The organism is Barnesiella sp. B2-R-119 (genome assembly GCF_023656675.1).
Taxonomy (GTDB): Bacteria; Bacteroidota; Bacteroidia; order Bacteroidales; family Barnesiellaceae; genus Barnesiella; species Barnesiella intestinihominis.
On record NZ_JAMOKL010000007.1, the window covers coordinates 104,538 to 130,944 of the forward strand.

The 26,407-nt window shown below is 46.2% G+C and carries 24 protein-coding genes and 1 tRNA gene; 11 read left to right on the forward strand and 14 right to left on the reverse strand.

What is annotated here, in order from left to right; translation table 11 throughout:
• Positions 1–107: 107 nt before the first annotated feature.
• Positions 108–1,445 carry a DEAD/DEAH box helicase gene (locus tag NBH06_RS12485; protein ID WP_250794594.1) on the forward strand — a complete coding sequence of 446 codons (1,338 nt, stop codon included), beginning with the start codon at positions 108–110 and terminating at the stop codon, positions 1,443–1,445.
• A gap of 10 nt (positions 1,446–1,455) precedes the next feature.
• On the opposite strand, the gene NBH06_RS12490 is transcribed toward NBH06_RS12485, so the two are convergent.
• Positions 1,456–2,139, reverse strand: coding sequence for an RluA family pseudouridine synthase (locus NBH06_RS12490; RefSeq protein ID WP_008862313.1), 684 nt, complete (start codon positions 2,137–2,139; stop codon positions 1,456–1,458).
• A 327-nt stretch (positions 2,140–2,466) separates the two neighbouring features.
• Between NBH06_RS12490 and NBH06_RS12495 the strand changes: the two genes are divergently transcribed.
• Positions 2,467–4,620: an outer membrane beta-barrel protein gene (locus NBH06_RS12495; protein WP_250794596.1), complete on the forward strand. Its 2,154-nt coding sequence runs from the start codon at positions 2,467–2,469 to the stop codon at positions 4,618–4,620.
• Positions 4,621–4,690: 70 nt separating this feature from the next.
• Here the strand turns inward: NBH06_RS12495 and fabG are convergent, their stop codons facing one another.
• Together fabG and NBH06_RS12505 are read right to left on the reverse strand one after the other, a co-directional pair.
• Positions 4,691–5,437, reverse strand: a complete 747-nt coding sequence (gene fabG, locus NBH06_RS12500; protein ID WP_040296157.1) for a 3-oxoacyl-[acyl-carrier-protein] reductase — start codon at positions 5,435–5,437, stop codon at positions 4,691–4,693.
• A 59-nt stretch (positions 5,438–5,496) separates the two neighbouring features.
• The gene (locus NBH06_RS12505) at positions 5,497–6,075 is read right to left on the reverse strand and encodes a TetR/AcrR family transcriptional regulator (RefSeq protein WP_008862316.1); all 579 of its coding nucleotides are present in this window, start codon (positions 6,073–6,075) and stop codon (positions 5,497–5,499) included.
• A 240-nt stretch (positions 6,076–6,315) separates the two neighbouring features.
• On the opposite strand from NBH06_RS12505, the gene NBH06_RS12510 reads away from it, so the two are divergent.
• The 4 genes from NBH06_RS12510 (at position 6,316) to NBH06_RS12525 (ending at position 10,746) form a co-directional block, all read left to right on the forward strand.
• Positions 6,316–6,387 (forward strand) — tRNA-Met (locus NBH06_RS12510).
• Between the two features lie 735 nt (positions 6,388–7,122).
• Complete coding sequence (locus tag NBH06_RS12515) at positions 7,123–8,706, forward strand: hypothetical protein (protein WP_250794598.1); 1,584 nt, start codon at positions 7,123–7,125, stop codon at positions 8,704–8,706.
• A gap of 37 nt (positions 8,707–8,743) precedes the next feature.
• Positions 8,744–10,324, forward strand: coding sequence for an NAD(P)/FAD-dependent oxidoreductase (locus NBH06_RS12520; protein ID WP_250794600.1), 1,581 nt, complete (start codon positions 8,744–8,746; stop codon positions 10,322–10,324).
• Complete coding sequence (locus tag NBH06_RS12525; RefSeq protein WP_021890853.1) at positions 10,321–10,746, forward strand: GtrA family protein; 426 nt, start codon at positions 10,321–10,323, stop codon at positions 10,744–10,746. Before NBH06_RS12520 ends, NBH06_RS12525 begins: the two co-directional genes overlap by 4 nt.
• Positions 10,747–10,854: 108 nt before the next feature.
• Here the strand turns inward: NBH06_RS12525 and NBH06_RS12530 are convergent, their stop codons facing one another.
• The 7 genes from NBH06_RS12530 to NBH06_RS12560 all read right to left on the reverse strand — a co-directional run bounded on the left by NBH06_RS12530 (position 10,855) and on the right by NBH06_RS12560 (position 17,806).
• Positions 10,855–11,340, reverse strand: a complete 486-nt coding sequence (locus NBH06_RS12530; protein ID WP_046412079.1) for an SPOR domain-containing protein — start codon at positions 11,338–11,340, stop codon at positions 10,855–10,857.
• Between the two features lie 178 nt (positions 11,341–11,518).
• Complete coding sequence (gene hisB, locus NBH06_RS12535; RefSeq protein WP_250794602.1) at positions 11,519–12,646, reverse strand: bifunctional histidinol-phosphatase/imidazoleglycerol-phosphate dehydratase HisB; 1,128 nt, start codon at positions 12,644–12,646, stop codon at positions 11,519–11,521.
• Between the two features lie 11 nt (positions 12,647–12,657).
• Positions 12,658–13,692, reverse strand: a complete 1,035-nt coding sequence (gene hisC, locus NBH06_RS12540; RefSeq protein ID WP_250794604.1) for a histidinol-phosphate transaminase — start codon at positions 13,690–13,692, stop codon at positions 12,658–12,660.
• Between the two features lie 11 nt (positions 13,693–13,703).
• Positions 13,704–14,990 carry a histidinol dehydrogenase gene (gene hisD, locus NBH06_RS12545; RefSeq protein ID WP_250794623.1) on the reverse strand — a complete coding sequence of 429 codons (1,287 nt, stop codon included), beginning with the start codon at positions 14,988–14,990 and terminating at the stop codon, positions 13,704–13,706.
• Between the two features lie 7 nt (positions 14,991–14,997).
• Positions 14,998–15,849, reverse strand: a complete 852-nt coding sequence (gene hisG / locus NBH06_RS12550) for an ATP phosphoribosyltransferase (protein ID WP_250794606.1) — start codon at positions 15,847–15,849, stop codon at positions 14,998–15,000.
• Positions 15,850–16,119: 270 nt separating this feature from the next.
• On the reverse strand, positions 16,120–17,139 hold the full coding sequence (locus tag NBH06_RS12555) for an inorganic phosphate transporter (protein ID WP_008862326.1): 1,020 nt from the start codon (positions 17,137–17,139) through the stop codon (positions 16,120–16,122).
• A 19-nt stretch (positions 17,140–17,158) separates the two neighbouring features.
• Entirely contained in the window at positions 17,159–17,806 is a 648-nt protein-coding gene (locus NBH06_RS12560; protein ID WP_008862327.1) for a DUF47 domain-containing protein, read from the reverse strand.
• A gap of 238 nt (positions 17,807–18,044) precedes the next feature.
• Here NBH06_RS12560 and mnmC2 point away from each other — a divergent pair, with 238 nt between their 5' ends.
• Positions 18,045–18,701, forward strand: coding sequence for a tRNA (5-methylaminomethyl-2-thiouridine)(34)-methyltransferase MnmC2 (gene mnmC2 / locus NBH06_RS12565; RefSeq protein WP_250794608.1), 657 nt, complete (start codon positions 18,045–18,047; stop codon positions 18,699–18,701).
• A 5-nt stretch (positions 18,702–18,706) separates the two neighbouring features.
• Here the strand turns inward: mnmC2 and NBH06_RS12570 are convergent, their stop codons facing one another.
• From NBH06_RS12570 to hypF, 4 genes are read right to left on the reverse strand one after another with little or no spacing between them, the layout of a single operon-like run.
• A complete protein-coding gene (locus tag NBH06_RS12570; RefSeq protein ID WP_250794610.1) occupies positions 18,707–19,327 on the reverse strand; it encodes a class I SAM-dependent methyltransferase in 621 nt (206 codons plus the stop codon).
• Entirely contained in the window at positions 19,324–20,073 is a 750-nt protein-coding gene (gene hypB, locus NBH06_RS12575; protein WP_250794612.1) for a hydrogenase nickel incorporation protein HypB, read from the reverse strand. Before hypB ends, NBH06_RS12570 begins: the two co-directional genes overlap by 4 nt.
• A 21-nt stretch (positions 20,074–20,094) precedes the next feature.
• The gene (locus tag NBH06_RS12580; RefSeq protein ID WP_250794615.1) at positions 20,095–20,445 is read right to left on the reverse strand and encodes a hydrogenase maturation nickel metallochaperone HypA/HybF; all 351 of its coding nucleotides are present in this window, start codon (positions 20,443–20,445) and stop codon (positions 20,095–20,097) included.
• Positions 20,420–22,732 carry a carbamoyltransferase HypF gene (hypF, locus tag NBH06_RS12585; protein WP_250794617.1) on the reverse strand — a complete coding sequence of 771 codons (2,313 nt, stop codon included), beginning with the start codon at positions 22,730–22,732 and terminating at the stop codon, positions 20,420–20,422. The genes NBH06_RS12580 and hypF overlap by 26 nt, the downstream gene beginning before the upstream one ends.
• 84 nt (positions 22,733–22,816) lie before the next feature.
• Here hypF and NBH06_RS12590 point away from each other — a divergent pair, with 84 nt between their 5' ends.
• From NBH06_RS12590 to NBH06_RS12605, 4 genes are read left to right on the forward strand one after another with little or no spacing between them, the layout of a single operon-like run.
• Positions 22,817–23,065, forward strand: a complete 249-nt coding sequence (locus NBH06_RS12590) for a HypC/HybG/HupF family hydrogenase formation chaperone (protein ID WP_040296203.1) — start codon at positions 22,817–22,819, stop codon at positions 23,063–23,065.
• Positions 23,055–24,140, forward strand: coding sequence for a hydrogenase formation protein HypD (hypD, locus tag NBH06_RS12595; protein WP_021890864.1), 1,086 nt, complete (start codon positions 23,055–23,057; stop codon positions 24,138–24,140). The genes NBH06_RS12590 and hypD overlap by 11 nt, the downstream gene beginning before the upstream one ends.
• Positions 24,141–24,150: 10 nt before the next feature.
• A complete protein-coding gene (gene hypE, locus NBH06_RS12600) occupies positions 24,151–25,191 on the forward strand; it encodes a hydrogenase expression/formation protein HypE (protein WP_021890865.1) in 1,041 nt (346 codons plus the stop codon).
• A 22-nt stretch (positions 25,192–25,213) separates the two neighbouring features.
• Positions 25,214–26,401, forward strand: coding sequence for a hydrogenase small subunit (locus NBH06_RS12605; protein WP_195331071.1), 1,188 nt, complete (start codon positions 25,214–25,216; stop codon positions 26,399–26,401).
• Positions 26,402–26,407 lie beyond the last annotated feature (6 nt).

The window sequence follows — 26,407 nt, forward strand, 5'->3', positions numbered from 1 at the left end:
ATCGATGCGCTTTATTTTTCTCGTTCTTTGTACAACACCAAAAGGCAGAGTTCCGACATAAACAAATAAATTTGCTTCGACCCTCGGCTTACATTATCTTTGTAGACATGAAAGAAACATCGGCTCTTATCGACAAAGCGTGTCGCAACTTGAATATCGACTCACTGAACGGCATGCAGAAGCAAATGCTCGAAACGGCTACACGGCCAAACGACATTATACTGCTCTCACCCACAGGCTCGGGAAAAACATTAGCATTCCTTCTGCCCGTACTGTCTCGAATCTCCCCCAAAATTGCCGGAGTGCAAGCGCTCGTCATCGTTCCCTCCCGCGAGCTCGCTTTACAAATCGACAACGTATTGCGTAAAATCGCCGCAGGTATAAAAATAGTTTGCTGTTACGGCGGCCACTCCGTACGGGAAGAAAGTAAATCGCTCGCCGTAGCTCCCGCTCTTATCGTGGGAACTCCCGGAAGAATCGCCGACCATATACGCCGGGGACGAATCGTACTCGAAACGCTCGATACCCTTGTCCTCGATGAATTCGACAAATGCCTCGCCTTAGGCTTTCAGGACGAAATGCAAGAAATTATCGCTCCCTTGAAAAACGTAAAGAAAAAGATTCTCACCTCGGCAACCGACAGTGAATCTCTACCGGCCTTCACCGCTTTGAAAAAACCGATAAAGCTCAATTTCCTCGGCTCGCGGAAAGACAGCGAGACTACGCCGACCGACAGACTATCGCTCTACCGAATCGACTCGCCGATAAAAGACAAATTGGAAACGCTGCTTGCCCTATTACACAACCTCAAACCGGGACTCACCCTCATCTTTTGCAACCAACGTGAAAGCGTAGACCGTGTACGGCAGTTCCTCACCGACCGGGGCATTATCGCCGAAGCCTTCCACGGCGGCATGGAACAAGCCGACCGAGAGAGGGCGCTTTGCAAATTCCGCAACCACAGCAGCTACATCTGCATCTCTACCGATCTGGCCGCACGGGGACTCGACATTCCCGAAGTCAAATACATCGTACATTACCACCTGCCCGTCGACTTCGAAAGTTTCACGCACCGCAACGGACGCACCGCCCGCATGCATGCCGAAGGAGAAGCATTTATCATTCTCGGCCCCACAGAACAAATGCCCGAATACGCAACCGAGGCGACCGACTTCCGAATCGACCCGAAAGCCAACTTCCTGCAAACTCCGCCAATGGCCACATTCCATTTCGCAGCCGGGAAAAAAGAAAAAATAAGCAAAGGAGACATCGTGGGATTCCTCACTCAGAAAGGAAAGCTCGCAGCCGACGAGATAGGGCTCATCGAGATTAAAGACCATTACAGCTATGTCGCTGTAACTCGCGACAAAGCGCACGAAACGCTCACCCGCCTCAAAAACGAAAAGATAAAAGGGAAAAAAGTAAAGATTTCTTTCGGGTACTGAAAAGCACGTTCTATTTTCCTTCCACCATTTTTTCGAATGCCTGCCACAAATTATCGGACGGGACAGGAGCCGTCACGCTCACAAGCTCCTTCGAAACCGGGTGGACAAACTCGATATGACGGGCATGTAACGAAATCCCCCCATCGGGATTGGAACGCTCCGCTCCGTACTTCAAATCCCCCTTGATAGGCGAGCCTATCTTGGCAAGCTGACAACGGATCTGATGATGCCGGCCTGTTTTCAAATCCACTTCCAACAAGGTATAACGATCGCCCCGAGCCAAAATTTTATAATCCAATACAGCACGTTTCGCACCCGGTTTCTCCCGGTCGTATGCTACCGACTTGTTACTCTTCTCGTTTCTGACCAAATAATGTACGAGTTCGTCGCTCTCCTTTTCAGGAGCTCGTTTCACGATAGCCCAATAACTTTTCTTTACCTCGCCGTTACGAAACATATCGTTCAATCTCGCCAGTGCCTTGCTCGTCTTGGCAAACACTACCAACCCGCTCACCGGACGGTCGAGCCGATGAGTTACTCCCACAAAGACATTACCCGGCTTATTATATTTCTCTTTCAACCACGCCTTCAACATCTCGCTCAACGGAGTATCTCCCGTCTTATCGCCTTGCACGATCTCAGAGCAATTCTTATTGACAATAATCAGATGATTGTCTTCGTAAAGGACTTCCATAATTTACACAAATTTCAATTTTGTGCAAAAATAGTACAAACCGAGCGCAGAAACAAATGTGCTTGGATATATCAAGACTCCGCCTATTTTTTCGCAAGCCTTGCAAAATAGCGCAAGCCCAAAAAAAGACAAAACGAACTTTTCGTTTTTCCTATCGAATCGTAACTTACCTTACCTTCACTTCTCTTGCCCCGACCGAGCCCCCTATTAAAATATATAGAAAAACTTATAACCAAAGACAGGACGATAAAAAAAATTTATTTTTGCACAGTTTTTTTGCAACCGAATATAGAGAAATTACGTCTCTATTAGAAAACGACACATACAATGATAAAAAAAGCACTCCTCCTTGCAGGTATATTAGTGGTCTTTCCCACGACAAAAGCACATCCCGCAACCGACAACGATACGACAGAAGTAGTTTATGCCGACACAACGGGAATCGACATCGACTCCATAGAAGCCTCGATAGATCACATAGAACTCGACGAAGTAACCGTAGAAGCCTCCGCTTGGGTACGTAAAGCCGATCGCAATCTGCTTTTCCCCAATGCCCAACAGATAAAACAATCGAAAAACGGATTGCAATTACTGCAAAAACTGCAAATACCGGGCATCGTCATCAACCCCACCGACAATAGTATATCGTTGACCGATAAAAGCGAATTAAGTCTCCGTATCAACGGACGTCCGGTCACGGAAAAAGAAATACAAGGCATTTCTCCCGAGCAAATCATACGGGTAGAATACATCGATAATCCGGGAATACGTTATGGCGAGGCAGGAGCCGTACTCGACTTCATCATTAAAACGCCCACTTCGGGTGGTAGTTTCATGGGGAATTTTACACCTTCGCTAAACCGAGGGTGGGGACAATATTGGACTTCGGTCAAAGTCAACACCGGCAAATCAGAATTCTCCTATTCCGGGTGGTTCGCACCACGCTGGAATCTGGAAATGGGTCGTAGCAATACAGAAAGATACGAACTTGCCGATGGTTCCCGGTATGTCCGCACCGAGCAAAGCCAAAAAGGAAGCGGGTTCGAGGCTTGGCACAACGGACACACATTGAACTACAACTTCCTCGACCCTCAAAAACAAATGTTCAATGCCTCGCTCAATCTCAATAATAACAATTATAAAAACAAATACAAAGGCATTTTGACCGACGAGCGTCTCGGAGGAATCGAAAACAACATGTACGACCGCACGGAATACATATCTTTACATCCTTCGCTCAACCTCTACTACCAAAATAATTTGAAAAAAGACCAACTCATCATGGCAAATCTCGTGACCAGCTATGAAACATCGCACAGTCACAGACTTTACAATGAAAACGATTTAGCCACGGATGCCCCTATGGTAAATATCGATAACCTCATCAAAGGGAAAACATTCTCGGTACTCGGCGAAGTCGATTACGAGAAAACTTGGAAAAACAGCCGGTTTACCGCCGGAATACGGCACACGCAGTCATGGATACAAAACAAGTATGTCGAACAAAATACCATCGATCGCATGAATCAAGGCAACAGCTATATTTTCGGCGAATACTGGTTACGCCTCGGGAACCATTTCGATGGGTCGGTCGGACTCGGATACAGCCTCTATCACTATGCGCCACAAAACAGGCAGTCCCACACCTACTCCATTTGGCGCCCCCGGTTCACGGCCCGATATACCATCGACGACTATTCCTCCCTACGATTCAACTTTGTCCGCATGGGCAGCGTAATCACCCTCGATATGCTCAGTCCGGTCGTTCAAGACATAGACGGGATTCAACAATCGACCGGCAACCCCGATGTAAAACCCTATGCCACCTACAAATACGAACTGCAATACCAATACACCCGAGGAATATTTTACGGAAAACTCGGCGCATTCTATACCCACGCTCCCGGTGCGATCATGCCCGAAAAATACTGGGTCGGGGACAAAATACTCAGCCGGGTAGACAATCAAAAGAATGCCGAAGAATTACGATTCTACCTCAACACACGCATCAATGTCATTCCCGGCTGGCTCACCCTCAGTGCTGCCCCGGGTTGGCATAGATACTGGATGCGAGGAAATACCTACACACATACCTACAACAATTTTTTCATCGATGCCAGTATCGATATTTCCCATTGGGGATTTACGCTCAACGGCATACTCCAAACCAATTTCAATCGATTTTGGGGAGAAACCCTCACAGGAGGTGAAAATGTACACGGAATTAAACTATCCTATGCCTACAAAGACTGGAACTTCGGGATCATGGTTCTCGATCCCTTCATCAACAATTACAAAGTAAAATCCGAAAACTGGAACCGCTATGCGGGATATTACAGAGAAACGACAACCAATATGATTAAACAACTCCTAACTCTCGACATAAGTTGGAATATCAATTGGGGACGGAAACACGAAGCCGGACAACAACGAATCAACAACTCGATCAACAGCGGCTCGGTAAACGCCGCCGGGAAATAAATGTAGGAATAGTACAGGGGCTATATCATTCAGATATAGCCCCTATATATATCTTGTCGTGCAGACCCGATTACATATTCATACCGCCGCAGCAGTGGATAACCTGTCCCGTTACATACGACGACAAATCCGAGGCAAGGAAAGTAGCTACATTAGCCACATCTTCGGGCGTACCGCCTCGACGCAAAGGAATTTGTTTAGCCCATTCGGCTTTCACTTCGTCCGAAAGAGCCGCCGTCATATCGGTAATGATAAAACCCGGAGCGATAGCATTGGCACGCACGCCGCGAGAACCCAGCTCTTTGGCAATGGACTTCGCCAAACCTATCATACCGGCTTTCGAAGCCGAGTAATTACACTGTCCGGCATTACCCGATACACCGACGACCGAAGCCATATTTATAATACTCCCGCATTTCTGTTTCATCATAATAGGAGTTACGGCATGGATAAAATTAAATGCCGATTTCAAGTTCACAGTAAGAACCATATCCCATTGCTGCTCCGTCATGCGCATCATCAAACCGTCACGAGTGATACCTGCGTTATTCACCAAAACATCGATACGGCCGAAATCCTTTACAATTTCTTCCACCACCTTGTGAGCCTCTTCGAAATTAGCTGCGTTCGAAGCATACCCTTTGGCTCTCACGCCAAAAGCGGCAATCTCTTTTTCGGTAGCTTTACCGTTCTCGTCGATAACAAGATCCGTAAATGCGATATCAGCTCCTTCCGAAGCGAATTTCAGGGCGATAGCCTTTCCTATGCCCCGTGCTGCGCCGGTAATCACAGCGACTTTTCCTTCAAGTAATTTCATAACTCTTTTTTTCATAATACAGGGACAAGACATGCGCCTCGTCCCTTTGGTTCATATTTCTATCGTTTTATTCCGTATAAAATAAAATCCAATATATAATCCTTCAATCTCGATCGGTCTATTCCCGATTCCGAAAAATTATTGCGGATATAAGGGACGTCCAGCCCCCGAAGCGCATAATGAAGCACCGAAGCGGTAGCCGTCACATTAGGAATATGAAATACACCTTGCTCCACGCCCTCGCTCAATATGCTCCGCAACAAGGCCACTTCTCGCAAGTCTATACTCCTCCGGGCCTTCTCCACTTTCCAAATATCCCTGAAAAACTCCGCTCGCAATGTCCCGTTACGCACGACAGCTTCTTTCACAGCCTCCAAACGGATATTGATATAGTTGAGCAACTTCTCTTCGGGAGGCAAATCCCGGTTTGTAAGCCCCTCCAATCGAGCGTATAAATGCTTCGATTCGGCTTCCACGACGGCCCAATAAATCTCATTCTTATTCTTGAAATAGGTATAAATCGTACGGCGACCCTTTCCCGACGCCTCGGCTATATCGTTCATCGTCGTAGCGGCCACACCCTGACGGGCAAACAACTGACGGGCAACATCGATAAGCAATTCTCGTGTACGAACCATAATCCTAATTCATCTATCTGCACATCTGTACAAAACTTGTGCGAAATTACACATTTTTATCATGAAATACCAAAGTATGCACCCCGTTTTTCCTTCATACCACGGTATTTACATTTTTAACAATAAAATAATCTTCTGTCATTCAACAACTTAACAAAACTACAAGAACAAACTATATATATTTCTCTTCAAAATATTTGCTATTTAAAAAATTATCCATACCTTTGCACTCACAAACATCGCGGGGTGGAGCAGTGGTAGCTCGTTGGGCTCATAACCCAAAGGTCGTCGGTTCGAGTCCGGCTCCCGCAACTACACAAGGACTGTATATTACAGTCCTTTTTTATTTTCCCCCTTTCAAATCTAACACCTCGTCGAGTTCAATAATAAGAATATTATACCCCTCCTTTGCTTAGACTGCAAAAGAACCGCTTTAACCTCTCCCCTGCCCCGTAGCATTGCGGGGTACTACAAAACGGCAAAGAAAAAAGACCTATACCCGACTTCATTTCTGAAGCTGGTATTACCCTCCTCCCCTGCGTTTTGTAACGCAAAATATAGGGGGAGAGCTGAGGAGCGTAGCGACGAGGAGTGGGGTTAAAAATACCAGAAGTGGAAGTAATAGAGTTAACCCTCCTCTCCCCCTGTGTTTCCGTAAAGGAATATAGGGGGAGTGCCCGCAGGGCGAGGGGGTTGAATTAGAAAAATATAGCCCACTCCTTCTATTCATCGCAAATGAATAGAGAGCTACTTCTAAACTCCTCCCCTGCCGTGCCCCGTATGCGGGGGTATCGCACTGCAATGAGCGGAGGGTTACTCTCAATCTCCTCCTCTGTGTTTTGCACCGCAAAATATAGGGGAGGTGTCCGCAAGGACGGAGGGGTTAATAAAAACAGCAGCCCGAACGGTTCGTTCTTCTCGCCACTAAAAAGAATAAGCGAATAAACCCTCCCTCACGAAAAGATTGAAATATGGCAAAAAATTTCATTCCATATAAAAAATAGATTATTTTTGTTTTAATATTTTTATAATAACATATCGATAATTATGAAGATCCAGAAAAACCGAACCATTTATATAGGGTTGTTGACCATCATATGGGCATGTGCCTACGTTTACATTTTCAATGAAAAAATAGATATAAACGGGGACAACTGCCGGTACTATACATTTGCCTCGTCTCTCGCTTCTGGACAAGGTTATGCCGATATATCGGCTCCCACCCCTCACCCCACCAATGCCTTTCCCCCGGGATATCCTTTATTGATGACCCCGCTAAGATTTTTTACCGACAGCATCATAGCTCAAAAAATACTCAACGGGCTTTTCCTTTTAGGCGGAGCTTTGTTACTGTTCTTTTTTATGATCAAACGCAAAATACCCGAAAGCCTTGCACTGGTAGGAGCCTGCGCCGCCATTCTGAGCGATCGGGTACTTCACTTCTCCACGATGATGATGAGCGAGATGTCTTGCTTTTTCGTTTCAACCGCGGCCATTTTCCTCTTAGCGAATATGAAGAAAGAAAAGCCATTCTATAAAGACCTTTCTTTCTACGGCATGTTAGTCATGGTCATACTCTGCTACCACATTCGTACACAAGGAGTTGCTCTATTCGCCGCCGTCGTGCTCTTTTTTCTCTGTACGAAAAAGTGGAAAGAAGCGGCAAGCACAGTCGCCGGATTCATCATCGGTTGTCTCCCGTGGATATGGAGAAATAAATCGTTAGGTATCGGGCAAAGCCGTTATTTCGAGTCCATTGCACAAGTAAATCCGTGGAGACCCGAAGACGGATCGCTCGATCTGAGCGGTATTATCGACCGCTTTTTCGAAACGCTCGGTATGCTGGTTTTCAAAGCCCTGCCCAACTCGGTAATCCCCTATTTTAAAGTCAATTACTCCGCCGAAGTTTCCGCCGGATTTTTCATGTGGATCATAGCGATACTGCTCATTTTTCTCATCATACGCGGTTTTTGGGCTTTCGGGAAGTACCGTTGGGCACTCATCGGTTACACCGTTTTCACTTTCGGACTCGTTTCCATTTTCAGTACCCCCAGTGAAAACCGCTACATTACCACACTTATTCCCTTCATGAATATGGGATTACTCGTAGGCATCTACGCCGTGGCGACGGATACGATCCATCGTTTCAAATTAAAATACACTTTCTCCCCGTGGGTACTCTCCCTTTTATTGCTCACCGGCATAGGAAACATACAGGAGTTACACGCCATGAACAAAATGCCGTTCCCGCCGGCCTATCAAAACTTTTTTCGATTGGGTCTCGTGTTAAAAGAACATGTTTCGCCCGAAACCGTAGTAGCCTCCCGAAAAGGAGAATTACTCTACATGTTTTCAGGGACACGGGTCGCCGGCTACGCCTATTCACAAGACGACCGCGCTGTAATACAGAAAATGCTCGACGACGGGGTGGAATATGTCATTCTCGACCAGCTCGGATACAGCTCTACCCCCCGATACCTTTACCCGGCGATACAAAAGAACGACGACCTTTTCTTCGTCGCTTCCCATGTACCCAACCCGGATACCTATCTATTAAAATTCGACAGAGAGGCCGCCAAGAAAAAACTTTCTCAATCCCAACGGCAAGATGGAAAAAATACGCTACCTTAGAGCCGGGAAGCGATCCTTTCAATTTCAATCGACAGATATGAATACAATCGATAAAAATAAAAAGCAAGCCGTCATCGCCGGAGCCGGTCCCGCAGGGCTCACCGGAGCCTACGAGCTACTCAAACATACAGACATTCACCCTGTCGTATTCGAGGAGTCCGGTGACATAGGCGGTATTTCCAAAACAGTTCGATATCAAGGTAACCGTATGGATATAGGAGGACATCGTTTCTTCTCCAAAAGCCAACGAGTTACCGAGTGGTGGAACGAAATCATGCCGTTACAAGGTGCCCCCTCTCTCGATGACAGGTTGCTGGGAACCACCGGCAAAGAATTTGCCCCAAAAGGTCCCGATCCTGAAAAGACCGACCGCGTGATGCTCGTAAGAAACCGCATATCCCGCATATTCTACCTGCATAAGTTTTTCGACTATCCCATATCGCTCAAACTGAAAACATTCACCAACATGGGACTTTTCCGCACCATCGAAGCCGGTTGCGGATACGTATGGTCGGTATTCTTTAAAAAGCCCGAAACATCGTTGGAAAGCTTCTACATCAACCGGTTCGGCAAACCGCTTTACAGAATGTTCTTCGAGGACTACACCGAAAAAGTCTGGGGCGTACACCCCTCGAAACTGGGAGCCGACTGGGGTGCACAGCGAGTAAAAGGACTGTCGGTATTCGCCATACTCAAAGACATGCTCAAAAAAAGTTTCTCCAAAAAGGAAAACCTCAAAGAGGTGGAAACCTCGCTCATCGAGCAATTCGTTTATCCCAAACTCGGTCCCGGACAACTCTGGGAAACTGTGGCCGGCGAAGTATCTGAAAAAGGAGGCGAGGTCATCACGGAAACCCCGGTCAAAGAGATTCACATCGAAAGAAATCGGGTAACAAGTGTCACAGTCGAGACACCTTCGGGCGAACGGAGAGAAGTACCCTGCGACTATTTCCTTTCGTCCCTCCCGCTAAAAGACCTCATACGGTCTATCCGGGGAATCGATGTACCCGACGATGTGAAACGCATTGCCGAAGAACTGCCTTACCGCGATTTTATCACGGTGGGACTATTGATGAAAAAACTATCCATAAAAAATCGAACCAAAATAAAAACTTTCGCCGATCGCATCCCCGACACATGGATTTACATACAGGAACGCGATGTGCGAATAGGCCGTCTGCAAATATTCAACAACTGGTCGCCCTATTTGGTAAAAGACTACGAAAATACGATATGGATAGGGTTAGAATACTTCTGTACCGAGGGCGACGACTTTTGGGAAATGTCCGATAAGGACTTCACGCAAATGGCTATCGGTGAGCTGGCCCAAATAGGGATCATCGATCCCGACGATGTCTTGGATTCGGTACGCATAAAAGTCAAAAAAGCCTACCCCTCTTATTTCGGCAGCTATTACGAACTCGATAAGGTAAAAGATTTCTTGAACAAAATAGAAAACCTTTGGTGCATAGGCCGCAACGGGCAACATCGGTACAACAACATGGATCATTCCATGATGACCGCTATGGTCGCCGTCGATCACATCGCCACCGGGAATAACGATAAAAGCGAGGTATGGTCGGTAAATACAGAAGAAGAATATCACGAAAGCAAATGAATCCGACTGATAAATTCAAAAAAATCTTCTACGGAGCATCCGATAATCTCCTTATCCAATTCGTGCGATACTTCTTTGTCGGAGGATTCGCTTTTATCGTAGACTTCGGGCTATTGTATATCCTCACCGAATACGCCGGACTGCATTATCTCCTCTCGGCGACCCTCTCGTTCATAGCCGGGTTGGTCGTCAACTACATCATCAGTTGCATTTGGGTATTCAACAATTCGAAATTTAGAAACCGCATTGTTGAGTTCCTTTTCTTTGCCGCAATAGGAGTAGTGGGGTTAGGGTTCAACGATCTTCTCATCTGGCTCTTCACCGACTGTATCGGCACACACTACATGTTCTCCAAAATCGTCGCTGCCGCTATGGTCTACTTGTGGAACTTCTTCGCCCGCAAATACTTGGTATTTAAATAAACGGAAGAGCAGACGAGCCACAGGAGTCTCTTACCAGTCTGTCCAGAACATAAAAAAGGCTGTCCCAACCGCTTGGAACAGCCCCGTATAAACTACTTGAACAGTTTTCTACTTGTTAATCAAGAACCAAGCATCGGTAAACTGAGGGTACTTAGCCTGCAATCCTTCGCGAGCCTGTACGGCAGTAGCCCTGTCATCGAACGAACAAGCTACGACACGATACATACCTTGTGCATTCTGAGCCAATACGGCAGGATAGCCGTCGGCACGCAAACGCTCGCAAAGGCTCTGTGCATTGAGTCGCTGACGGAAGCTCCCCACGATTACATTATAACTTTTCAACAAAGCATCGTTCCCGTCGACAGCGTTTATTTTCTCACTCTGTTCCCGAATAGGAGCCGTCGTCGTTGTCGTCGAAGGTGCTGTCACTACGGGTTGCTCCGCTACGGGTGTAGTTCCGGTTGTAACAGGCTCTTCTATCTTCTTCTCTTGGGCCTTCTCATAAGCAGCCTTATAGGCGCTTTGGCTCGACTTACACGATGCCATACCACCGATTAACAAAAGGGATAATCCCCAAATCCAATTCTTTCTCATAGGGTTATAATTTTTAGACATTTACTCGATTCCTTATTTCTATTCGCCTTTACGAATACAATGCAAAAGTAACAAATAAACTTTATTACAAAAATCAATCTTACAAAAATACAAGGATCACCTATCATTTTGTTTAGCCCTGCCCCCATTTCAAAATCTCAGGATTTGCTCCCCCGATTCACAAAACACCTTTTGTCGAAGGCAATTCACGATCGGTAATATCCCGTTTCACTGCCATTCGTAAAGCTCGCGCCAATGCTTTGAAAATCCCTTCTATTTTATGATGTTCATTCGTACCTTCTGCTTGAATATTCAAATTCATACGAGCCGCCTCACTGAACGACTTAAAAAAATGGTAGAACATCTCGGTAGGCATATCGCCGATCTTCTCACGGTGAAAAGTTGCATTCCACACCAACCACGGCCTTCCCCCGAAATCGAGGGCGACCCTGCATAAGCAGTCGTCCATAGGCAAAGAAAAGCCATACCGACCTATACCCCGTTTGTCGCCCAACGCCCGAGCAAAGGCCTCGCCCAAAGCAATCGCCGTATCCTCTATCGTATGATGTTCGTCCACCTGTAAATCCCCGGTCACGAACACAGACAAATCGACTCCGGCATGCCGCCCTAACTGGTCCAGCATGTGATCGAAGAATCCCAACCCGGTACGCACCTCAGTTCGCCCCGTCCCATCTAGATTCAGCGTAACGTGAATATCGGTCTCGGAGGTACGCCGGTCGATAGTAACCCGACGAGTTCCGGCACATAAAATCTCGGCGATTTTCCACCAGTCGTCGGTCACCGCTTCGCAGACCGATGAAAGTCCCTCAGCTTCCAGCTCAGCCACACCCCGCTCAGGCAGAGCGAAATAAATCGCTTTACAACCGAGATTGGCGGCCAGTTGTACATCGATCATTCGATCGCCTATAACATAAGAATGTTTCAAATCATACTCTCCCGACTGGTATCGAGAAAGCATAGCCGTACCCGGTTTACGGGTCGGAAGGTTCCCTTCGGGAAACGAGGAGTCTATGCAAACCTCGTCGAAGCGAATACCCTCGTTAGCAAAAGCCTGTATAATTTTACGCTGCACCGTCCAAAAATTCTCTGCCGGGAACGAAGGCGTGCCCATACCATCTTGATTGGTCACCATCACCCACTCGAAGTCGAGACGGGTAGCCACATAAACAAGACTCTGAAACACTTTGGGCACAAATTCCAATTTTTCAAGCGAATCGACTTGTTTATCCACAGGAGGTTCTACTACCAATGTTCCGTCCCGGTCGATAAAAAGAACTCTTTTCATAACTCTCGAATTTAGCTGTAACTTTTCAATGTTTCCAATAAAACATTCATTTCTCGATCTGTCCCGACAGTGATACGCAGACAATCGCCGCATAAAGCAACTTTCGAGCGATTACGAACGACGATTCCATCGGTAACCAGTCGTAAATATATCCTCTCGGCATCCACCATCTTCACCAATACAAAATTGGCGTCGCTCGGATAAACCGTTTTTACCATCGGTATGCCGGACAGGCGCTCGACAAACCATGACCGAACCGATAATATCTCATCAACCCACCGCCGAACTTCGTTCTCTCGGTCGAGCATTTCCATCGCATAACGCTGAACCAAAGCGCTGATGTTATACGGATATTTCACTTGATTATAATAGCCGATGATATCAGGCGAAGCAAATGCCATTCCCAGACGGACTCCGGCACTACCCCATGCCTTCGAAAAGGTTTGCAGCACAACCAAATTATGAAATTCGTTCAACCGGCGAATCCACGAAGGCCGGGACGAGAAATCTATATAGGCTTCGTCCACGACCACAATCCCGTCAAAAGCAGTTATCAATCGCTCGATCTCGATGGCAGGAAAGACGTTGCCGGTAGGATTATTCGGCGAACATAAAAACAACAACCTGCTATGAGTATCGATAGTTTGCAATATAGCATCGCAATCCAACGAAAAGTCTTTCTTCAACGGGACTTCGCGATACTCTACGCCGTTAATGTCGGCACACACTTTATACATACCGTAGGTAGGAGTTATCGAAACCGCATTATCCCGTCCGGGCTCACAAAAGATACGATACAGTAAATCTATCGCTTCGTCACTTCCCACACCGAGAAAAATGTTTTCGGGCATTACACCCCGTTGCTTCGCCAACTTCTCTTTCAAACCGTTTTGCAACGGATCGGGATAACGATTATACGGAGGATTAAACGGGATTTCATTGGCATCAAGCCATACCGAAGCCTCTCCCGAAAATTCATTCCGAGCCGAGGAATAAGGTTTTAATTGTCGAATATTGGGACGCACCCATTGTTCTATCTTTTTCATAACTGCACTTTTTAGGAATGAATAGACTGCAAACGCACCGTCACAGCTTCTTTATGCGCCTCCAATCGTTCGGCCTCCGCCATTTCCTCGATCACCGGACCAAGATTTTTCAACCCTTCGGACGAAATCTGCTGGAAAGTAATTTTACGGGTGAAGCTATCGAGATTTACCCCGCTATACGACTTGGCATACCCACTGGTCGGAAGTGTGTGATTCGTCCCCGAAGCATAATCGCCGGCACTTTCGGGGGTATAATATCCTAAGAATACCGACCCGGCATTAACGATTGCCGAAGCCCACTCCTCGGCATCTGCACGATGCACGATGAGGTGTTCGGGAGCATACGCATTGACAAAGTCGGCCAAATCGGCCTCTCGCTCCAACAAGACGACCGAGCTGTGAGAAAGAGACTTCTCCACCCATTCACGCCGAGGCAATCGGTCCAGTTGTCGTTCGATCTCAGCCGGGAACAAATCGGCTATTCTACGATCGATAGTCAGCAGTATCGACTGACTGTCAGCCCCATGCTCGGCCTGCGACAAAAAATCGGCGGCAAGGAATCGTACATCGGCGCCCGAATCGGCTACAATCATCACTTCCGAAGGCCCTGCCGGCATATCGATAGCTACACCTTGCACGGATACTTGCTGTTTAGCGGCCATTACATAACGATTTCCCGGTCCAAAAATCTTATATACCTGCGGAACACTCTCCGTGCCAAAAGCCATAGCGCCTATGGCCTGCACTCCTCCCAATTTAAAAATACGGTCTATCCCTGTCTCACGAGCTGCATACAATATAGCGGGGGCTATCTTACCCTCCTTTCCGGGGGGAGTACACATTACTATTTCGTGACAACCCGCCAAACGAGCCGGGATAGCCAGCATCAGTACCGTAGAAAAAAGCGGAGCTGTACCGCCCGGCACATACAGACCTACTTTTTCTATTCCCACTGGCTTCTGCCAACACCACACACCGGGTGTGGTTTCTACTTTTTTCACCTCGATAGCCTGCGAGGCGTGGAACTTACGAATGTTGTCGATAGCCTGTCTTATCGCCTTTTTCAAAGACTCGGGCACAGCCGCGATCCCTTCTTCCATTTCGGCAGGCGTCACCTGCAATGCATCCAATACAACCCGATCGAATTGCTTCTCATAACGTCTCAACGCATCGTCTCCTTCGCATCGTATCGATTCTAAAATATCGGACACCGTGCGAGATAAAGAGATTAAATCCATTTGCGGACGAGCCATAATCGACTTCCATTCGTCCCGCTTCGGATATTTCCAAACCGTCACTATCATATCACAAAATCATCTTTTCAATGTCCAACACCAATATACCCTCGGCTCCTGCCGTTTTCAGCCGATTAATAATCTCCCAAAAGCATTTTTCGTCGAGTACCGTATGCACCGAACACCACTCCTTATCTGCCAGAGGCATGACCGTGGGGCTTTTGATTCCCGGCAGCACAGACAGCACGTCGTTCAACTTCTTTTGCGGGACATTCATGAGAATATACTTTTTATCATCTGCGGCTTGTACCGAATCGAAACGAAACAACAGCTCGTCCAGTATTCCCCGCTTTTCGGGAGAAATAGAATCCGTTCCTATGAGAACAGCTTCCGATTCGACGACGGTTTCAACTTCTTTCAATCGATTGCTAACCAACGTACTGCCCGAACTGACAATATCGAATATGGCATCGGCCAATCTAATTCCGGGAGCTATCTCGACCGAACCGGTAATTACATGAATGTCCGAAACTATCCCGTTCTGGTGCAGATAATCTGACAATATTCCGGGATAAGACGTCGCTATTTTCTTTCCCGAAAACCAGTTTCTATCTAGATAGTCTATGTCTTGGGGTATAGCTAATGAAAGGCGACACTTCCCGAAGCCTAACTTTTTCAAAATACCCACAGGGCAACGCTTCTCCATGACCTCGTTCAATCCCACGATTCCTACATCGGTAACCCCCGAAGCCACAGACTCAGGAATATCGTCGTCCCTTAGAAACAACACTTCCACGGGGAAGTTTCGTGCAGGAACCAACAACGTCCTCTTCCCTCCCGGTATCTTGATACCTGCCTCCTCTAACAAAGCCATAGACTCCTCATATAGTCTCCCTTTCGACTGAATAGCTATCCTCAGCATAATTCTTAATGTTTTTAATAAGTAAAATCCAAATAGAAAAGGCTTACCGTAATCCGGCAAGCCTACAACATTTTCCTATGTTATTTTTACATACAGACTCACCCTATCCCCCAAAGGGACAATGCACGTGACTGTGATGTAAAAATAGAACTATCATTAACCTTAACTATAAATTTTCAACAAATATAAGCCATTAAATACAAAATACAAATTATTTCGCTATTTTTCTTTCAAATTTATATATTATCTCGTTTTTTAGTAACAACGAACTTATCCTAAAAAGAAAGTAACGACCATATAAATACCTGCTGCCAAAAGCGCACTGACAGGAATCGTAAGAATCCATGCGACTAAAAGACTTTTCGTCACACCCCAACGAACCGCAGACAAGCGTTTAGTCGCTCCCACACCGATAATAGCCCCGGTAATGGTATGTGTAGTACTTACGGGAATCTTTAAAATTTCGGTTAAATAAAGCGTGAACGCCCCTGCCGTTTCGGCTACCACTCCCTCCAACGGAGTAACCTTCGTAATTTTCGTTCCCATTGTTTTTACTATCTTCCAACCTCCCGACATCGTCCCCAACGATATGGCCGTAAAGCAGGCAAACGCAACCCAATCGGGCAAATCGGCAATGCTGTTTATCCCCATACCTAAACCCATCGAGTGAGCGGCAATCATAGCGGCGGCAATAATACCCATTACCTTTTGGGAATCGTTCAAACCATGCCCGATACTAAACATCGCCGAAGAAACCAACTGTAATTTCTTGAACCAAACCTCAGCCTTATGGGGTTGAACCCGGCGACAAATATGAAGAACCAATATCGTAAACCCGAACGCCACGACCATTCCTATAAAGGGAGCCAAGAAAATAAATGCGGCTATTTTGAGAATAATATTGAGCTGAATCGCCCCGAATCCACTCGCCATAATGGCAGCACCGGCAAATCCTCCGATAAGGGTATGCGACGAAGAAGACGGAATACCTTTCCACCAAGTAATCAAATTCCATGCAATGGCGGCAATCACACCCGACAAAATAATAGGCAGAGTGATAAACTCTTCTACCACGGTCTTGGATACAGTATTGGCTATACCAAACCCACCGATAATGTATTTGGCAATAAAGAACGCGACAAAATTAAAGAAAGCAGCCCACAAAACCGCTTGAAAGGGTGTGAGGACTTTTGTCGACACGATTGTCGCTATCGAATTGGCAGCATCGTGAAACCCGTTGATAAAATCGAACAGCAATGCCAGTACAATAATAACTATCAATAACTCCATAACATAACTCTTTACGGATTTATGCGTACTTAACAATCAACGTTCTCAGGATTTTTCCAACATACTCGGCCGAGTCGGTAGTCTTCTCTAATATCTGCATGATCTCTTTTATCTTGATAATCTCGATACAGTCTTTCTCCTCCTCGAATAACTTTGTGATGAACAGTTCATACACATCGTCCGCCTGATTCTCTATATCGTGTAATTTCGAACAATATTCTCTCAATGTAGCCGGATTCTTGCGAAACGTATCCAACTCGTCCATCGCTTTACAGATATAATCAGCCTCTTTCTGTACCAACAAACTCAGTTCTTTTCCGCTATCGCCGATAGGTCGCGGATTATAAATTGCTATACGTTTCGCACAACTGTTTATTCCATCGATGACATCGTCCATGTGAGAAGCCAATGCCTGTATATCCTCTCTGTCAAACGGAGTAATAAAAGTAGTTCCTAATTCATCAAAAATCAAGTGAGCCAATCTATCCCCTTCACGTTCTAAATCTTTAATTTTTTTATAATAGGAAGATCGTTCCTCCGGCTTGTCATGTTGCATGCTCTCTACCAAAACAGCCGAAGAAGAAACCAACACTTCGGAAAGTTGTTTCAACAATGGGAAAAATTTGGGTTCCTTAGGGGTAAATCTGCTAAAAAAGGAATTTTTCATAAATGTGTATAATATAATTATTTAATGTATCCTCTTTCTCGATTTATCCTTATCTACTCAATGCCAAGAAGATAAAACGGATATATCTTTGTCGATTGCAAAGGTAGAAGAATGTATATATACATCATATTACATTTATTTTAAATTTTCACATGGCTTAATTTTTTATTTCACATCATACATAAAAAGATTGTTTTATTTTTGTTCCCGAATATTCCTCACCGAGATGCAAAAAAATATGATTATAGAACAAACCGAAGATGGTATCCCCACTCTCTATTTGCCGAGAATGGACGAACATTACCACTCCACCAAAGGGGCTTTGGCGGAAGCTCGGCATGTATACATCGACTCTGCATTGCGAGCTTCTGGGAAAAAAGAAATCAATGTCCTTGAAATAGGTTTCGGAACCGGATTAAACACATTTCTTACATTTCTCGAATCACAGGAAAAAGGATTAAGGATAAATTATACCACCTTCGAACTATATCCTCTCTCCCCCGACATAACCGAAAAATTGAACTACCCGGCGCTCATAGCCCCAAGCTCAGAATCGATATTTGCTCTTTTACATCAATGCGAATGGAATCAAAAGATCGCTATATCACCCTTGTTTTCCTTATACAAACGCCATGCCGACCTCACCCGAACCTCTCTCGAAGGAATATACGACGTGGTTTATTTCGATGCGTTCGCTCCCGAAAAGCAACCCGAAATGTGGGACGAGAAAATTTTCCGGGAGATTTTCAGTCACTTGTCTCCGGGTGGTATTCTGAGCACCTACTGTGCGAAAGGGGAAATAAGACGAAGGCTTCAATCTGTCGGGTTTACGGTAGAACGGTTACCCGGCCCGCCGAACGGTAAACGGGAAATTCTAAGAGCATCCAAAAGATAACTCTGTCAATAGATTGCATCGGCTACCGAGGCACTCAATTTCCTACCGACTCGCTGTAACAAGATATAATAGTATTCATCGGTTTCATCGAACGAAGCCACAGACAAGCCTATCTCCGTAAACTGGGCGACTTGTTCCGCTACCGGTAATAAATCTCGGGCAAAAACTTTATCCGATATACGTTTGTGCATTTCATTCAATTGTTCCCGACTTTGGGAATGGGCAATCAACAATCTACCGCCACAATACAGATTATCGGTTACCAAGCGGGCAATCGTATCTACCGGATAACGAAAATGAGGGAACACCGAATACAGCAAAATAGCATTGAAACGTCCACCCAAACGATCCCGCTCCACATCGGCCTGGACAAAGCGAACTCCTGCATTGGGAAAACGCAAAGAAGCCTCCCTCAGCATCTTTTCAGAACTGTCCACAGCCACAATAGGAGCATAATGCCCTACCTGTTCCCGGATAAAAGGTATCATAACTCCCGTTCCCGTACCTATGTCGAGAACCGTATCGCCTTGTTTCAACTGTAACACAGACAGTACTTTTTCTATCCTCCCGGTATCATACCGACAAGTTTTATTCCACACCCCGGCCATCTCGTCAAAAAAATTCATTTCTCCTCCTTTCTCTCAAAACAAGCCAACAAATACTCGCACCACTCGTCCATACCCATACCCCGGGTCGCCGAAATTTCAAAAAAACACAACTGAGGATTTATTTTCAAGGCATTATCTTTCAATCGGGCGACATCGCTATCTACATAAGGCAACAAATCTATTTTGTTGATTATACAAATATCAGCACCAGCAAACATATAGGGATATTTCAACGGCTTATCGTCTCCCTCGGTCACACTGAGAAGAATGACTCGGAGATTTTCGCCCAAGTCGAACATGGCCGGACACACCAAATTGCCGACATTCTCTATAAACAGCAACGTATCTTTCACGGCCAATTCATCGAACGCCGACGATACCATACGGGCATCGAGGTGACAACCATTGTGTGTATTGATTTGTATGGCCGGAATACCCAAATTCCTGATACGTCCGGCATCATTGTCGGTATGCTGGTCTCCCTCTATTACGGCAATCTTATGAAAACCTCTTTCACCCAGCCGTTTAATAGTGCTTTCGAGTAAAGTCGTTTTACCCGATCCCGGCGAACTAACCAAGTTTATCGCCCAACAACCTGTTGTATTCCATATATTTCTATTCTGCCCGGCAATCCTATTGTTCTCACTTAAAATATCTTGTTCTACGGTAATATCAACCGTTTTCCCATGTCCGTGAGCAATTCCCAGACGATGCATTTCTTCATGGCTCATCTCCTGATGACCACAACCGCAAGTCGTACACATATCTTTTTAATTTTAATATTATTACTTATCTGTTTCTACAATCAGTGAGGTAAGACGAAACTCTTGTCCCGAAACCAACCATGTTTTATAGCTTCCGCATTTCGGGCACGAGGCATATAACGAAACCGGTGAAAACGACTCACCGCAAACACCGCAAACCGCCAACGGTTTCACCCGATCGACCATTACCCGAGCACCGGCAAACGCACTTCTCTCCAAAACCATATTCAATGAAAATAAAAAAGCATCATTATCCACACCCGATAAATCGCCAATAGTTATCTCGATGCATCGAACCGAACCACCCCCATGTAGTGCCAGCTCTTTTTCCACCAGCTCCACCACGCTACAAGCCAACGACAACTCGTGCATGCCTCTTATCATTATGGTTCATCGATTGTTCTATCCATGCAGCTGTTACGGCCATTTGTCCCACGGCAATACCGGCATCGTTACAAGGGACGGAAGCAGGCAAATAGGGTTGTAACCCCAACTGTCTCAACATGGGCATCAAAATATCGACCAACAACTTATTTTGGAAAACACCCCCGCACAGGACGACTCTCGACAACTTTTGCCGGACAGCCTGTTTCGCCAATTCAACGCACCACATAGCCGCATAGGTTCGATGAAAAGCTGAAGCTATCTCAGAGAGGGGAACTCCTTTCTGTAAATCGTTCAAAACAGCCTTTACCAACCACGAAAAATCGAGAGGATTATCTTTGTCGAAAGAATAGATTTTCAAGATAGAACGGTTGGCTACTTGTTCCAACTTTTGAGGAGCTTCCGATCGATATCGATTGAAATCTGCTATACCCAATAGAGAAGCGACTGCATCGAACAGCCGGCCTGCCCCGGAACTTAACGGAGTATTGATACGACGGGCAATCATACGACTCACCAATTTAATACGGTCCTCTCCTACCCGTTTTACGAAATTGTCGGGTAAAGGCATATTCTCTCCATACAACGAGTACAACAGCGATACGGCCATTCTCCACGGTTCACGAGCGGCAATATCGCCTCCCGGCATCGGCAAATAAAGATGGTGCGATAACCGCCTATATTCCGTACGAGAACACCGGATCAGTTCTCCGCCCCAAATCGTGCAATCATCGCCATAACCGGTTCCGTCGAGACATAACGCCAATACATCGCCGGTGAGCGCATATTCGGCCATTACAGCTACGGCATGGGCATGGTGATGTTGTACCCGATACACAGGTATATGCCTCTCGGCTGCACATCGTTCACCCCATGCCGTAGCGAAATAGTCGGGATGCAGGTCACAGACCACACACCTCGGTTCGAATCGAAACATTCGAGAAAAATGAGAAATCGATTCTTCAAAAAAAGAAAGGTTTTCCCGGCAAGACAACTCGCCTATATATTGACCCAATAAAATATCTTCTTTTTTCCCTATCGCAAAGCAGGAAACCTGTTCGGCCCCGACTGCCAATATTCCTTCGGTAGCCTGCACGTTGCGTAATGGTTCGGGCGTATATCCCCGTGACCTTCGTATGGGACGACAAACTCCGTCATATTCCTGTACGACAGAATCATCGACCCGGTTGTAAATATCCCGATTGTACGAAACGACCGAATCGACTTTGGAATCAAACAAATCATGAGCCTCCTCATCTGCTATGACGATAGGACGTCCCCCCATATTCCCACTGGTTACCACGATTCGTCTCAATTCGGGAGCTTCTGTAAACAAATCATAATGTATCGCCATATAAGGCAATAGAACTCCCAAAGACCGATATCCCTCATTCAGCCACGGCGCATTATGCACTTTCTCCTCCGCCAGCACGATAGGCCGCCTCCACGAGTTCAACGCTTTTCGCTCCTCATCGGAAAGATTCAAATCGACCATTACCTCCCGTTCGTCCCGATACATGACAGCCAAAGGCTTGGCATAACGACCTTTCAACTCCCGTATTCGGGCGACAGCCTGCTCATTATCGGCATCGCAGATGAGGTTGTAACCGCCCAAACTTTTCAAAGCGACGACACCTCCATTCGACAATACATCGGATATTCGCGAAACTATACGGATATAAACCGTATCCTCATTCCCTTCGGAATCCCGCAGCGTATAATGCGGGCCACATTCGTTACAAGCGATGGGTTGTGCATGGAAACGGCGATCATTTACATCGGCATACTCCTCCCGACACGTATCGCACATACCAAAAGAGCTCATAGTCGTAACGGCTCTATCGTAAGGTAATTTTTCGATAATGGAAAAACGAGGCCCGCAATGCGTACAATTGATAAAGGGATACCCCATGCGATGCAACTGGTGTTTCCGGTCTTTCAAACAATCGGAGCAAATAGCTATATCGGGGCTTATACGTGTGATTTCGTCACCAGAACTACGGCTGGGAGCGATATCGAAACTTTCATATTTTTTCGAGACACGGCGTTGTACTGTTTCTATATGTTCGATAGAAGCGACCTCCGGAGCCGATTTTATCAAAGCCTTCAAGAATTTCTCCTTTTGAATACAGGTAGATTGCAACACGATAAAAACTCCGTCGTTGCTATTATCCACGTACCCACGCAATCCCATCTCAGTAGCCAAGCGGTATACATAAGGACGGAATCCTACTCCTTGCACAAGACCTCTGACATGTATGTGATATTGATTCATCTGCAAAAGTTTTTTCAGATTTCTTTCTAAACAATACAATTGTAAAAGTTGTTCATTATCCGTACCAAAACTATTACTCAAACTATGTGCTTAGCTATTCCCGGAAAAATTCTCGATATAGATACTTCCTGTTCCCTGCGTATGGCGACAGTCGATTTCGGCGGTATACATAAATCCATCTGCATACAATATGTCGACGCGGAGCCCGGCGATTTCATCTTGGCTCACGCCGGCATGGCGATAACCCGTCTCGATAGTGAAGAAGCAGAAGCTACATTGGAGGATTTCAAGATCCTCGCAGATAACCTTAATCCCGACAACCATGTGGTATGAAAAACAATTCAGGGATAACGGTAATCTTACGACATTACTCCAAGCAATCCGACAAATAGCTACGTTCCCGATACGAATCATGGAAGTATGCGGGGGACAAACCTATGCCCTGTCCCGGTATCGAATCGAAGAATTACTCCCCAACACGGTACAAATGATTCACGGGCCGGGATGCCCGGTATGCGTCACCCATGAAGATACCATATCGCAAGCTATCGAAATAGCTCGGAATCCCCAAACCATATTCTGTACCTTCGGAGACATGGTACGTGTGCCCGGGACAAAAGGAAGTTTACAACAACTCAAAGCCGAAGGAAAAGATATACGTATTGTCTATTCTCCTCTCGATACGTTACGGATAGCCAGTGAAAATCCCGAAAAACAAGTCGTCTTCTTCGCCATAGGATTCGAGACGACCACACCCCTATACACTTTGTTGTTGCAAGAAATCGTCTCCCGAAAAATAACCAATCTATCCTTGCTGACCTCCTTGTTCACCATACCCGCCGCCATATCGTTTTTAGCCCAAGACCCCGAATGTAAAATAGACGGACTGTTGGCAGCCGGACACGTATGCTCGATTACCGGGCTCCGAGAGTACGATGCTTTGGCCGAAAAATTGAAATTGCCCATCGCCGTAACCGGATTCGAACCGGCCGACTTATTATATGGCATTTATCAAGTTATACGGTTGAAAGCACAAGGTATCGACCGTACCATAAACGCTTACCGAAGAGCCGTACCTACACAAGGGAACAGAATGGCCCGACAAAAGACAGAACGTTTCTTCACACCCTATGACGCCTATTGGAGGGGATTGGGAAAGATACCCGTCAGCGGATTGAGACTACGCCCCGAATATGAACAATACGAAGCTCGAAATCGTTTTTTATGCAAAGTAAAACCGGGCATTCAAGCCTCCGTATGTCGGGCAGGAGAAATCATGAAGGGGAAAATATCTCCCGAAAAGTGTCCCTTGTTCGGCAACCGTTGTACCCCCGATACCCCGTTAGGGGCATCTATGGTATCGTCGGAAGGAGCTTGCTCTGCTTTTTATCGTTACAGAACTAACTAAAAAACGAAATATGAATTTACCCGACTGTCCCACACTGACACAAAAATACGACCGAATCGTCATGGCCCACGGCGGAGGAGGACGAATGACAAGCCGTCTTATCGAAAAGATTTTCTATCCGGCCTTTCAAAACAAATGGCTCGAACAAGCTCATGACGGAGCGACATTGAATTTACCTTCCGCCCGAATAGCTATCACAACCGACTCGTTTGTCGTAGACCCATTGTTCTTTCCTGGGGGAAACATCGGGGACTTGGCTATAAACGGGACTGTAAACGATTTACTGTGTTGCGGAGCCACTCCTCTCTATTTATCGGCAGGATTTATATTAGAAGAAGGCTTACCCATAGAGACATTGAAACAGATCGTACAAACCATGCGAAAAGCGGCCGGGAAAGCCGGTGTCTCTATCGTCACCGGAGACACCAAAGTCGTCGAACACGGCAAATGCGACAAGATTTTCATCAACACGACCGGAGTCGGGATCGTCCCCGAAAATATCGATATAGGACTTCACCGCATCAAGAAAGGAGATGCCGTAATCGTCACCGGCGATATCGGGAATCACGGAATCTGTATTCTCTCCACACGAGACAGTTTAGGTTTCGAGACCTCTATCCAAAGCGATACGGCGGCACTCACCCAAATCGTCTCTAATCTACTGGCCGGAGTTCCCGATGTACATATACTACGGGATCCCACACGCGGGGGATTATCGAGCACGCTAAACGAAATAGCCGAGGGTGCGAACGTAACCATCGCCATAGACGAGAACGAATTACCCATCAGCTCGTCGGTCAACGCCGCATGCGACCTGTTAGGCTTAGACCCTCTGTATGTCGCCAACGAAGGAATCATGCTTGTCTTTTTACCGGACGAGTATGCCGAACGGGCTCTACAAATCATTCGAAGTGACATACATGGGAAAAACGCACGGATAATAGGACATGTAACCGAAGACAGACACCCGGAAGTAATTCTAAAACTATCCTTAGGACAAACACGGATTCTCGATATGCTGAGCGGAGAACAATTACCGCGCATTTGCTGAAACCATAAATCGGAAAAAAACAATGGAAAAAGAACAAACTTTCTATCAGGAGCTGAAAGCCAAAGGATACACCCGTCGGCAATTCCTTAAATTCTGCGGTATCATGGGAGCTATGTTGGGCCTTCACCAAACCGGTATAGCCCAAGTTGTCAACGCACTTCAAACCAAGCCCCGCAAGCCGGTTCTTTGGTTTCACTTTCAAGAGTGTACTTGTTGCAGCGAATCGTTCTTACGGTCGTCTCACCCGCTTGTCGGACAAATTTTGCTTGAAATGATTTCTCTCGACTATTCCGACACGCTCATGGCAGCCAGCGGTTTCCAAGCAGAAGAAGTCCGAACCCGTTCTATGAAAGAGAATTGGGGCAAATACATCATGATTGTGGAGGGTTCGATTCCACTGGGAAATCCGGGATACTGCACCATTGCCGGACATTCCGCTAAACAGGTATTCGACGAGGCTGCCCACGGAGCGAGTGCCATTATCGCATGGGGAAATTGCGCGTCCTCCGGTTGCATACAAGGAGCTTACCCAAACCCGACAGATACGAAACCCGTACATAAAATTATCTCTGGTAAACCGGTCATTAACGTTCAGGGCTGCCCTCCTATCGCCGACGTCATGGCCGGAGTTATCACTTACATATTGACTTTCGACCGGTTACCCGAATTGGATAATATGGGCAGACCCGTCTCTTTCTACGGACGGCGTATCCACGATACTTGTTATCGCCGTCCCGCCTACGATGCCGGACTGTTTGTCGAAGCCTTCGACGATGAAAATGCGAAAAAAGGATACTGCCTATATAAAATGGGTTGCAAAGGACCGAATACATTCAATTCGTGCGCAGTCATCAAATGGAACGAAGGGGTCAGTTACCCCATACAATCGGGACACGGATGCATTGGATGCGCCGAACCCGGATTCTGGGACGCAGAACCCATGTACCATCACCTCCCCGACATCAAAGGATTCGGCATCGAAGCGACGGCCGACCAAATAGGATTGGGACTGACAGCCGTAGCCGCTGCGGGAGTAACCGCACACGCCATCGTGACAAACATACAAAAAAGAAAACTCATTAAAAATCAGATGGACAACGACGATATCAATAAAGAAGAATTCGCCGTAGAAGAACATCAAATCGAACGGGAAGAAAAAAGACTCGACCAAAAAGCTCATAAACTGGAAAAAGATAAAGATAACCGATAAAAATTC